Raw genomic sequence first — 11068 nt, forward strand, 5'->3', positions numbered from 1 at the left:
ACGAGCGGAAGGGAGCGGCCCCATGACCGAGGAACGCACCGACGGTACGCCGACAGACGGCACGGAATCGCACGATCCGGACTTCCCGGAGGCGTTCCTGTCGTTCATGCGGCAGGGCTGGCGCGACACCGAACTTCCCGTCGGGCCCCGTCCCGAGGTCCCCAACTACGCGAAGCGGCGCGCCGCGCTCTCCGCCGCCTTCCCGGGCGAGACGCTTGTCATCCCGACCGGTGGTGAGAAGGTCCGCGCCAACGACACCACCTACCCGTTCCGGCCGGGCAGCGACTTCGCCTACCTGACCGGTGACCACGACCCGGACAGCGTGCTCGTGCTGCGCCCGAACGGCTCGGGGCACGACGCGACGCTGTACATGTGGCCCCGCTCGTCGCGGGAGACCGACGAGTTCTTCCGCAGCCGACACGGTGAGCTGTGGGTGGGCCGGCGACACACCCTCGGCGAGAAGTCCACCGAGCTGGACCTGCCCACCGCCGACCTGACCGGCCTGGAGGCGGCGCTGGCCGACCTGGCGCCGGCGCGTACCCGGGTGTTGCGCGGTTTCGACGCCCAGGTGGACGCGGCCGTGCGGTCCTACGACGGACCCCGCGACGAGGGCCAGCCCGCCCGCGACCGGGAGCTGGCCATTGCCCTCTCGGAGCTGAAGCTGGTCAAGGACGAGTGGGAGATCGCCCAGCTCCAGGACGCGATCGACGCCACCGTGCGCGGCTTCGAGGACGTGGCCCGCGTCCTGCCGGCCGACCGGGCCGTCTCCGAGCGGCTGCTGGAGGGCATCTTCGCCCTGCGCGCCCGCCACGACGGCAACGACGTGGGGTACGGCTCGATCGTCGGCGCCGGCGAGCACGCCACGATCCTGCACTGGGTGCACAACCACGGCGCCACCCGTCCGGGTGACCTGCTGCTGATGGACATGGGGGTCGAGGGGCGCAACCTCTACACCGCCGACGTGACCCGGGTGCTGCCGGTGAACGGCCGGTTCACCGCGCTGCAACGCCAGGTCTACGACATCGTGTACGCCTCGCAGCAGGCCGGCATCGACGCCATCCGCCCGGGCGTGAAGTTCAGGGACGTCCACCTGACCTGCATGCGGGTGCTCGCCGAGGGCCTGGCCGACCTGGGCCTGCTGCCGGTGAGCGTGGAAGAGGCCATGGACGAGAAGTCCTCGGTCTACCGGCGCTGGACGCTGCACGGCTTCGGTCACATGCTCGGCATCGACGTGCACGACTGCTCGAACGCCCGTAAGGAGACGTACCGTGACGGCGCCCTGGGCGAGGGCTACGTGCTCACCGTCGAGCCGGGGCTCTACTTCCAGCTGGAGGACGAGCTGGTCCCGGCGGAGCTGCGCGGCATCGGCATCCGGATCGAGGACGACGTGCTGGTCACGGCGACCGGCGCGATGAACCTGTCGGCGGGCCTGCCACGCACCTCCGACGACGTGGAGACCTGGCTGGCCGAGCAGCGCGAGGCCGGCCCCCGCCTGCCCGCCTGACCGTACGCGACACCCTGGCTCGGGCCGGACGCTCTGGCGTCCGGCCCGGCCCCATTTCCGGCCGCCCTTGGCACGTCTGTCCACCGCCAGATCGCCGACCTTGCGGTATCCAGCCGCCCGGATGCAGCGACATCGGCGCAGCGGTGTGGTTCATGCGACGACGAGCGCCCCTCGCCCGGCCACCCAGGCGCGCCCTGGGGTGGCCGTTTGGGCTGCGTACATCCCTTCCTGCCGGCCCGGTCCGTTAGCGGACGCGTGCCCTAACCTGAGACATATGCGGGGTTTTTTCGGATACGTCTTCCTCGCGAAGATAGTTCTCATACGGTGGGCATCAGAGGCTACAACCCATTTGTAGCTGGTCGTGGCGCTGCGGGCGGTGCGACCCCGTCTGGTAGCAGGAAGGGCGGAAGGCTCTGATGTCCAACGACGTAACGAGTACCGACGGCGGGGCCTCGACGGCTCCGCCGACACGACGACGACGGGCCCTGTGGGTCGCCGGCGTCGCCGGCCTGACCGGAGTGGTGGGGTTGGCCGCCCTCGGTGGCGTGGCCGCACGGGACGACAAGCCCACCTCCGACCGGGTGTCCGACACGCAGCCGTCGACGAACCGGCAGAACGTCAGCGACGCCGGCGGGAACGCCGACGGCGGCAAGGAGAACGGCGGCAAGGAGAACGGCGACGACGAGTGGAGCGGCGACGACTGGCGTGGCTTCGACGACCGAGCCGGCAAGGACGACAAGCGCGAGGAGAAGGACCGCACCCGGCAGGTGCCCTGCGACTCGGACAAGCTGATCCAGGCGATCACCTTCGCCAACAGCGGCGACGGCGGCGTTCTGGAGCTGGCGAAGGGCTGCACCTACAGCCTTACCCGCAACCAGGACGGCAACGGCCTACCGGTGATCACCGAGCCGATCACCCTCAAGGGCGAGCACACGGTGATCGGCCGTGCGGCCACCGCCGACTACTTCCGCATCCTGAACGTCGGCCCGGGCGGGAACCTCACCCTCAAGGGCCTGAGCATCAGGGGTGGGCAGACCATCCAACAGCCGGTGACGGTGGAGCCGGCCACGGTCTGGGGGCCGTACTCGGCCTCGGTCCGGACCACCACGGCGACAGACGCCGTCGCCCCGGTTAGTGCCGCCGCACCGACCGCGGCACCAGCCGCGAAGCCTGCGGCAGCAACCAAGGCGGCCCCACCGAAGGCAGCCAAGGCGGCCACCCCAACGGCAGCGAAGCCGGCGACGACGGCAGCCAACGCCAAGCCGGCGACAGCCAAGGCAGCGAAGGCCAAGCCGGTAACGGCCACGGCAGCAGCGGCCAAGCCAGGAGCAAGCAAGGCGGCCAAGCCGGCAGCGGCAGCCACGACGGCGGCGATCACCAAGGCCCCGACGGCCGGTACGTCGACGGCGGCGGGCGCGGCGGTCGTGCCACTGGTGGAGGAGCCCGGGTTCAACGACGGTGCCGGGGTGCTCGTACAGCCCGGGGGCCGGGCCGAGATCCTGGACAGCGAGTTGCTCTACAACCAGTCCGGCGGCAACGGTGGCGGCTTGGCGAACTTCGGTTCGGCGCGGCTCAGCAAGAGCACCGTGGCGCACAACACCGCCTTCTTCTACGGCGGCGGCATCTTCAACACCGGTGTGCTCCAGGTCGACGAGTCGAAGGTCACGGACAACACGGGGATCGTCGGTGGCGGTGGCATCGCCAACGGCGCGGCCTCGATCGTCACCGAGAGCATCGACGGCGGTGCGGTCTGGGTCTACAAGAGCGAGATCACCGATAATGAGACGCTCGGTGTCGGTGGCGGCGTCCTGGACGTCGGGGGCACCACGACCCTGCACGACACGAAGGTCACCGACAACACGGCGGTCCTGGACGGCGGCGGCGTTGGCGTGGCCGACGGTCAGCTCACCCTCAAGCGCGCCACGGTGGCCAGGAACAGCGCCGGCCGCGAGGGTGGCGGTGTGGCGATCGTCGCGGACAGCACCGCGACGATCGAGGACACCGCCATCGCGGACAACACGGCGGGGTCCTCCGGCGCAGGCCTCTTCAACGACGAGAGCCGCACGACGCTGCGCGACAGCGAGGTCGTCGGCAACCGGGCCGTCGGCCCGTTCGCCCGCGGCGGCGGCATCCTCAACGCCGAGGGGAGCGAGGTCAGGCTCTACCGGACGACGGTGGCGCACAACTTCGCCACCCTCGAGCCGGGGGGCATCTTCAACAGCATCGGCGGCACGGTCCTGCTGGACGACGAGTCCGCGGTCACTGCCAACCGACCGACCAACTGTTTCAACGTTCGGGACTGCTTCGCCTGATCGGGTGGGGCTGAACCACATAGAGGGCGCGCCCCTCCGAGCCGGTCACGGCACGGAGGGGCGTACCCATTTCGGCTGGTCAGGGGCGTGACGACCCGGCTGGGGGCCGCGTGCCCGGCCGGGGCTTGAAGGCCACCCGCAGCCCGACATGAACCGAATGTGGGGTTGTTTCGGATACTGCCGCCAGGCGAGGAACATTCTCATACGGTGTTTTTGGGAGCTACAACCGATTTGTAGCAGGGGACGACCGTCTGAGGGCGGCGACCCTGTCTGGTACGAGGAGAGGGCAGAGAGCTCCGATGTCCAACTACCTAACGAACAACGAAGCCTCCGGGCGGGCGACGGCCAAGCGCCGCCGCAAGCTCTGGCTCGCCAGCGGCGTGGCCGGTCTGACGGGCGTGATCAGCATCGCGGCGGTGGGCGTCGCGGGCAGCGCCGGGGCGGTCGGCCTGAACTGGAACACCGCGCAGGTCAGCAAGGACGGCGACCAGCACGGTGACGAGGGACGCGACCGGGACAAGGACCGGGACAAGGACAAGGACCGGGACAAGGACCACGAGCGTGGGAAGGAGGTGCCCTGCGACACCGACAAGCTGATCCAGGCGATCGTGTTCGCCAACAACAAGCACGGCGGTGTGCTGGAGCTGGCCAAGGGCTGCACCTACAACCTGAGCCGCAACGACTACCAGGGCAACGGTCTGCCGGTCATCACCGAGCGCATCACCCTGAAGGGCGAGCACACCACGATCGCCCGGGAGGCCACGGCCGACTACTTCCGCATCCTCAACGTCGGCAGCGGTGGGCACCTGACCATCAAGGGCCTGACCATCAAGGGCGGTCAGACCCTCGAAACGTTGAACGCCGTCGAGCCGGCGGCCGTCTGGGCGTCCTACTCGGACTCCGAGGCGATCGCGGCGCAGGTGAAGGCCGGCGTTCCGCTGGACCAGGCCCTCACCGCACGCCAGGCGAACCCGAAGGCCGGCCTGAAGGCCGCGCCCAAGGTGACGCCGAAGGCCACCACGAAGGCGGCGCCGGGCGTCGTCACGCCGCTCGTCGAGGAGCCGGGTGACACCGACGGCGCGGGCATCCTGGTCCAGCCGGGCGGCACCGCCGAGATCATCGAGTCCGAGGTCGTCCTCAACCAGTCCGGCGGCAACGGCGGCGGTGTGGCCAACTTCGGCACCGCGAAGATCTGGCACAGCACCGTCGCGAGCAACACCGCCTTCTTCTTCGGTGGCGGTGTGTTCAACGCCGGCCTGCTCAAGGTCGAGGAGTCGAAGATCAAGGACAACACCGCCATCATCGGTGGCGGCGGCATCTCCAACGGCGCCGCGGAGATCTTCACCGAGGACGTCGACGGCGGCACGGTCGAGCTCAAGAAGACCGTGATCAGCGACAACGAGACGCTGGGCTTCGGCGGCGGCTACCTCGACATCGAGGGCAACACCACCGCGTACGACACCGAGATCACCTCGAACACGGCGGTCCTCGCCGGTGGTGGTCTGGCGGCGGCGGACAGCCAGCTGAACCTGCACAAGGTGACGGTGGCGAAGAACAGCACCGCCGGGGTCGGTGGCGGTCTCGCCATCGCCTTCGACAGCGCGGTGACCGTCGAGGACAGCTGGATCAAGGAGAACACCGCCGGCTTCTTCGGCGGCGGGGTCTTCAACGCCGGCAGCGTCCTCACGCTGCGGGACACCGAGGTCGTCGGTAACCGGGCCATCGGCCCGATCGGGGTCGGCGGCGGCATCTTCAACATCTTCGGCGAGGTCAACCTGTCGAAGACGAAGGTCTCCAACAACTTCTCGACCTTCGCGCCGGGCGGCGTGTTCACCTTCTTCGGTCAGGTGAACGTGGACGACAAGTCCGCCATCACCGCCAACCGCCCGACGAACTGCCTGGCCATCCCGGGCGGCACCATCGAGAACTGCTTCGCCTGAGCACCAGCACCACGCACCACGCACCACGCACCACGCACCAACAAGGACCGGCCCCCTTCCGCGCGACGCGGGAGGGGGCCGGTCCCCGTTCACCTCTGGACGAACACCCCCACGCCGCGCGCCGGCACCGTGAAGGCACCGGTCGCCCGGTCGAACGACGCCGTCCGCAGCGCCGGGTCGGCCGAGTGCACCAGGACCGGATGCAGCGCCACGTCCGCACCTCGCAGACCGGTCACGGTCTGCGTCGTCGTTCCCGGGGTGCCGTTGAAGACCACGGTCTGCGACGTCCACGCCCCACCCAGGCCGCGGGCATCCAGGGTCATGGTCAGCACGCCGGGGGTCTCCGACTCGCCGGAGAGCGGGAACGCCACCCGCCGCTGCACCTGCTCGGCGGTGCCGAGGCCGAACACCGGCGAGGACGCGCGGATGCGCAGCAACTCGGCGTACCGGGCGTCGGCGGTGTCGATCGCCGCGCAGTCGGGCACCAGGGCCGGGTCCGCGAGCAACGGCCTGGCGTACGGCCACTTGTCCTGATTGTCCTGCGCCGGCGGCAGGCCGACACCGAACCCGTTGCCCCGCTCGCAGCCCCAGCGGATCTGGTTGAACCAGTCACCGGAGTTGAACGAGTTGCGGTCCAACGACTTCGACCGCAGCCGTTCCGGCCCGGCGGTGACGAACCCGGTGCCCTGCCCCAGCACCACCGTGCTCAGCGCCAGCACCTGCATCCGGGAACGGTCCGCCGCGCTGGTGGCCTGCGGCAGCTTGTACGCCAGCGCGTCGTACAGGATCTCGTCGTCGTGCGCGTCGACGTAGGTGACGGCCTCCCCCGGCGCGGCGGTGTAGCCGGCCGGGGAGCCGTTGTAGTCCACCCGTGCCCCGGTGACCGTGCGGCCCGAGGTGTCGGTGAACCGGTAGTCCCGCAGTGCAGCGGGTCGTACCCCCAGTTGTAACCGTCGGTGTCGGCGACCGCCGCGACGCACGCCTGCTGCGCCTCGGAGTACGGCGGGAGCGCCGCCAGGTCGCAGGCCGGCTCGCGCTGGTCGGTCCGCTTCTCGGGGATCGTGGCGAAGTCGAACGCCGGCAGCAGGTGCAGGTGGGTCACCCCCGCGTCGCCGAGCGCGCGCAGGTGCGTCATGCCGGCGGTTCCCGGGTCGGTGAACGCCAGGAAGGTGCCCCGGTCCCCGCCTGCGCTGGTCGCGGTCGACGGGAGCAGCCGCCCCGGGGTGGCGGCGAGCAGCCACACCTCCCGGCCGGCGCTGGCGACGTCGAGCCGCTGGTCGTCGGGGAGATCCTTGGTGTCGCCCCGGTGGTGCACCGGACGGTTCTTGAAGATCGGGGCGAGCCAGATGGCGGTGGTACCCAGACCCTGGATGTAGGACAGCTTGTCGATGACGCCCTTGAGGTCGCCACCGTGGTAGAAGCCCTTGTCGGTCGGATCGAGCCCGGTGCGCAGCCGGTCACCGGTGAGCGCGCCGGTGTCGTTGCGCCGGTCGCCGTTGGCGAACCGGTCCGGCAGGACGAAGTAGAACTGCTCGGCACGCGCGGTGTCGGTGCCCGCGGCCAGCAGCGCCTCGGCGGTGGGCTCGTCGCGCCACTGCACGGCACCGGCCTCGGCCAGGCTGTCGGCGCTGGACGGACGGGGGTCGGCGTCGAGGGCACGCGCGGAGACCGGCGCACCGACGAGGGTGGACGTGAGCAGGCAGGCGAGCGCGAGCAGGGCGATACGTGGGATCGACGGGGGCCTCATCGACGGCCTTCCTCTGGTCGTGCTGGCCGCACGCCAATCCTTGCCGCAACGATCTGCAATACCTTGCAAACACAGTCGAAGCAAACACAGTCGAAACAGAGCAGCATCCTTGCGGAAGCACCGCTCAGAACCCGCTACAGCGCACCCCGTCGACCGTGCACCCCCGCGGCGTCGTGGACGCCCGCTCCAGGTGGAACCGCAACGCCACCGACCCGCCGCCCGGCACGTCCACCCCACTGACATAGCTGAAGCCGCCGTCGACCTGCCGCACCGTCCCCTGTGGCACCCCCTCCACCCAGATCGTCACCAGTCGACCTCCGGTGAAGTCGAACCGCACCGTCCAGCCACGGTCCACATCCGAGGAGTTGACGATCAGCACCTCACCGATGAAACCCCCGTCGAAGCTCTGCACCACCCGGTAGCGGCCACTCACCGCCGGGGGCCGCTGCGGCGCCCGGGTCGACGGCCGCGCCGACGCCGTCCCCGTCGGGCTCACCGCCGGCGGGCGCGACATCACCGGCGTGCTCGGAGGCGAGCCGCTGGCCCGTGGCGACAATCCGGGCAGCAGCGCCGAGTTCTCCGGCAGCGGCGTCGGCGACAGCTCGTACGGCGACGCCGGCACCGGCGGCAACGGCAGGCCCGCAGGTGGCGGCCCGTCGTCCGGCGCCGGGCTACGCCCCCGGTACGCGCCCAGGGCCACGAAGAGCAGGACCACCATCACGACAACGCCGGCAAACACCACGATCCACGGCGACGAGGCGATGGCCGCCGGACCGTGCGACGGTCGCGGGGCACGACGCAAGCCGGACATGTACCTCCCTCAGCGGGCCGTCCGGGCAGCCTAGCGATCGACGGCTCGCGCTGAAAGCGCGCGCGGCACACCCGGTGCCCGGTCAGCCGAACCGGCAGTCGACCCCGTTGACAGTGCACCGCACCGGACGCGCCGCGGAGCCGTCCCAACCCAGCCGCAGGCGCACCGTCGCCGTGTCACCTGGACCCAGCGACGCCCCGCCGCTGAGCACGAAACCGCCGTCACCCTGGGCCGACACCGAGATACCCGCCGCACCACTCACCCGCAGGCCGCGCATGTCGCCTTCGAACGCCAACTCCACCCGCCAGTCCGCCGACCGCTGCGACTCGTTGGTCACCGCCAAGGTGGCATCGGTCGCGTTCCAACCGTCCGTACCGACCTGGTAACGAGCCGACACCGCACCGTCGTCCGCCGTCACCAGCGTCCCGGCACTCGACTTGGCCGGCGACGGCGACCGGGGCGTGGCACGCGGCGACGGCGTCCGGCTGCTGCGCGACGCGCGCGGCGAGGCCGTCCGCCGCTCCAACCCACCCGTCGTCGGCGCCGACGACGCCGCGGCCGGCGTCGTCGGCAGGAACACCGGCGGCGCCGCCTGCGGCGAGCTGTCCCGCTCCCGGGTACGGAACGACAGCAGCGCGACCACCAACAGCACCGCCAGCGCGCAGACGCCCACCAGCACCACGATCCACGGCAGCGACACCACGACCCGCGCCGTCCGCGGACCTCCCGCGCCGTCCGGCCCCACCGCCATCAGGTCTCCCCTCGTCCCACCGACGCGACAGCGTAGCCAGCGCCGGCCCGACCGGGAACCGGGCGGGTACGGATCGGACCGACCGGCCCCCCTGGCGCGGAAAACGGCTCGGCCGCCTCGACGGTACGCGGGCGGTCAGGCCGTCCGGACGACCGTGCAGATGAGCGGACCCTCAGCCGACGTACGCAGCAGATAGCGGTACCGCTCCCCCGGCACCGAACGCCCCTGACTGTCCAGGAACTCCCACTCCACCGACACCAGGGTCAGCAGCGCGGAGACCGGCTGCACGTCCTCGATCCGGGCGTGCGCGGCGATCAACTCCCGATCCTGGTAGTCGGGCGCGGCGCCCACGAAGGACAGCGCGACCGCCGCCAGCGAGGTGAACGAGAAGCTGTACGCGTCCGCCACCACCAGCCCGGGCAGGGCGTAACAACCACCGAGGGACGGCAGGTCGCCCGAGGTCAACGCGGCACCGTACCGGTCGAAGAAACCGGTCAGCGTGTCGAGATCCGTGGAGACGTTCACGGCGACGGCAATTGCCGCTCACCGGGTGGGCCAAACCTCAGCGGGGCGGAACCCGCACCTCGATCTCCGTACCCAACCGGGCACCACCGGCCAACCCCAGGTCGTCACCACTCCAGAACCGCCCCGGGTCGTACCAGTTCGGACGCTTACCGGCGGGCAGCAGGCCCATCGCCTCGTACGTCACGGCCACGACCTCGGCGCAGTACGCCGTCTCCAACGCCCGGTCCCGCGCGGCCGCGCTGGTCGGAGCGGCACTCGTTCCCCGCTCGGCCCCGGTGCCCGCAGCCGCCGGGTCGACCCCGGAGGTGGGGGTGCCCGACACGACGGAAGACGCGGGGTCGACCCAGGCTGCCTGGGCGGCCCGCGATACGGCTCGGAGTGCCGCCCGGCCAGGACCCGGCAACGACGGCACCCGACCGCGCACCCACCGCCACGCCAACTGGGCGGTCGACGGAAACGGCGTACCGTCCAACCGCGCCACGGTACGCAGCACCGCGCGCTCCATCTCGCCCTCGGCCGGCGGGTCGAGCTGCCGCAGCCAGGCCCGCTGACCGTACCGGTTGGCCCACACGCACACCGCGTCCCGCAGGTCGTGCAGCTGCACACCACGCTGGTGCGTGCCCGACCACAGGTCCGGCAGCGACTTGCCCAGCTCGGCGTGCCACATCAACGGCGGCATGTCGTCCAGCACCACCGCCATTCCGACGTGGTTGACCGGACTGTTCGTGGTGAACTGGATCGCCCGGTCCGGCGCGCTACGACCCCGGAACACCCACACGTCGCCGGTGCGGGTCAACTCGACGGCCTCATCCAGGCTGATGCTCATGAGGGACTAGCCTAGGCCGATGCGGCAACCAATGCGGTGGTGGAAGATCCTCGGCCTCGCCGGCCTCGCCGGGGTGGCAGCGTCCGGTGTGGTCATCGCCCGAGCCGAGCGACGCCGGCGCGCGTACACGCCGGAGGAGATCCGGCAGCGGCTGCTGGAGCGTCACGCCCAGGCCAGTGAGGCAGCGGACTCCGCCTGACCACCCGCGGCTCGACCTCCCATGTGGCCAGTCAACAGACAGCGGCCACGGGTGAGCCCAGCCGACGCACCCGCCACGTCGGGGACGTCGGCGCGAAAGGTGACGTCGGGCATGATCGTGCTCGGTCCGGGATGTAGTGGCCTCGCCCGCACGCCGAGGGGCCTGTTTCCTGGATCTAGTGCGATCATGGGCCGGCCAGGTGCGTTTTGGGTGGTTTGGGGAGTTTCATCCCGTGACCGGTGGCACCCTGGCGGCGGAATCGCGGGCCGGGCGGGGTCGTTATACCTGGCATGCCGCCGCGGCCCCCGGGTTGGCGGCGCAGGGCCCGCCCGGAAACACCCTCCGGGTCGGCGTCGTTACATCCCCCGTGCAGGCCCTGCTGGGTCGCCGGGTCGTCTCCGATGAGCTTTCGCTTCGGCACGTCCCCCGGATTTTTGTGTCGTGGTGTTTTCC

Annotated in this window: 8 protein-coding genes and 2 pseudogenes; 4 read left to right on the top strand and 6 right to left on the bottom strand. The window is 70.9% G+C overall.

The genetic code is table 11. From position 1 onward, the window contains the following. Window positions 1–22: 22 nt before the first annotated feature. The 3 genes from ACGFH9_RS26380 (at window position 23) to ACGFH9_RS26390 (ending at window position 5756) form a co-directional block, all read left to right on the top strand. Entirely contained in the window at window positions 23–1504 is a 1482-nt protein-coding gene (locus ACGFH9_RS26380) for an aminopeptidase P family protein (protein WP_393224244.1), read from the top strand. A gap of 416 nt (window positions 1505–1920) precedes the next feature. Beyond that, window positions 1921–3816, top strand: a complete 1896-nt coding sequence (locus ACGFH9_RS26385) for a hypothetical protein (RefSeq protein ID WP_393224247.1) — start codon at window positions 1921–1923, stop codon at window positions 3814–3816. 299 nt (window positions 3817–4115) lie between these two features. Next, complete coding sequence (locus tag ACGFH9_RS26390; protein WP_393224250.1) at window positions 4116–5756, top strand: hypothetical protein; 1641 nt, start codon at window positions 4116–4118, stop codon at window positions 5754–5756. Between the two features lie 89 nt (window positions 5757–5845). Here ACGFH9_RS26390 and ACGFH9_RS26395 read toward each other — a convergent pair. The 6 genes and pseudogenes from ACGFH9_RS26395 to ACGFH9_RS26420 form a co-directional block, all read right to left on the bottom strand. Further along, a pseudogene (locus ACGFH9_RS26395) lies at window positions 5846–6933 on the bottom strand (alpha-1,6-glucosidase domain-containing protein); the annotation flags it as partial. A 168-nt stretch (window positions 6934–7101) separates the two neighbouring features. Next, window positions 7102–7746: pseudogene (locus tag ACGFH9_RS26400) on the bottom strand (hypothetical protein); the annotation flags it as partial. Then, complete coding sequence (locus tag ACGFH9_RS26405; protein ID WP_393224251.1) at window positions 7628–8314, bottom strand: cellulose binding domain-containing protein; 687 nt, start codon at window positions 8312–8314, stop codon at window positions 7628–7630. The pseudogene ACGFH9_RS26400 and the gene ACGFH9_RS26405, both read right to left, overlap by 119 nt. 82 nt (window positions 8315–8396) lie before the next feature. Continuing rightward, window positions 8397–9065, bottom strand: a complete 669-nt coding sequence (locus tag ACGFH9_RS26410) for a hypothetical protein (RefSeq protein ID WP_393224253.1) — start codon at window positions 9063–9065, stop codon at window positions 8397–8399. Between the two features lie 135 nt (window positions 9066–9200). Beyond that, window positions 9201–9590, bottom strand: a complete 390-nt coding sequence (locus tag ACGFH9_RS26415) for a hypothetical protein (protein WP_393224255.1) — start codon at window positions 9588–9590, stop codon at window positions 9201–9203. 37 nt (window positions 9591–9627) lie between these two features. Next, window positions 9628–10416, bottom strand: a complete 789-nt coding sequence (locus tag ACGFH9_RS26420) for a hypothetical protein (protein ID WP_393224257.1) — start codon at window positions 10414–10416, stop codon at window positions 9628–9630. A gap of 19 nt (window positions 10417–10435) precedes the next feature. On the opposite strand from ACGFH9_RS26420, the gene ACGFH9_RS26425 reads away from it, so the two are divergent. Continuing rightward, window positions 10436–10615 carry a hypothetical protein gene (locus ACGFH9_RS26425; protein WP_355245807.1) on the top strand — a complete coding sequence of 60 codons (180 nt, stop codon included), beginning with the start codon at window positions 10436–10438 and terminating at the stop codon, window positions 10613–10615. Window positions 10616–11068: the final 453 nt, after the last annotated feature.

Source organism: Micromonospora sp. NPDC049102, from assembly GCF_043197485.1.
Classification (GTDB): domain Bacteria; phylum Actinomycetota; class Actinomycetes; order Mycobacteriales; family Micromonosporaceae; genus Micromonospora.

Bases quoted from the DNA above. Each gene is read 5' to 3' on its own strand.
- ACGFH9_RS26425 (WP_355245807.1), top strand. From the start codon at position 10,436: ATGCGGCAACCAATGCGGTGGTGGAAGATCCTCGGCCTCGCCGGCCTC.
- ACGFH9_RS26410 (WP_393224253.1), bottom strand. From the start codon at position 9,065: ATGGCGGTGGGGCCGGACGGCGCGGGAGGTCCGCGGACGGCGCGGGTC.
- ACGFH9_RS26405 (WP_393224251.1), bottom strand. From the start codon at position 8,314: ATGTCCGGCTTGCGTCGTGCCCCGCGACCGTCGCACGGTCCGGCGGCC.
- ACGFH9_RS26420 (WP_393224257.1), bottom strand. From the start codon at position 10,416: ATGAGCATCAGCCTGGATGAGGCCGTCGAGTTGACCCGCACCGGCGAC.
- ACGFH9_RS26390 (WP_393224250.1), top strand. From the start codon at position 4,116: ATGTCCAACTACCTAACGAACAACGAAGCCTCCGGGCGGGCGACGGCC.
- ACGFH9_RS26380 (WP_393224244.1), top strand. From the start codon at position 23: ATGACCGAGGAACGCACCGACGGTACGCCGACAGACGGCACGGAATCG.
- ACGFH9_RS26385 (WP_393224247.1), top strand. From the start codon at position 1,921: ATGTCCAACGACGTAACGAGTACCGACGGCGGGGCCTCGACGGCTCCG.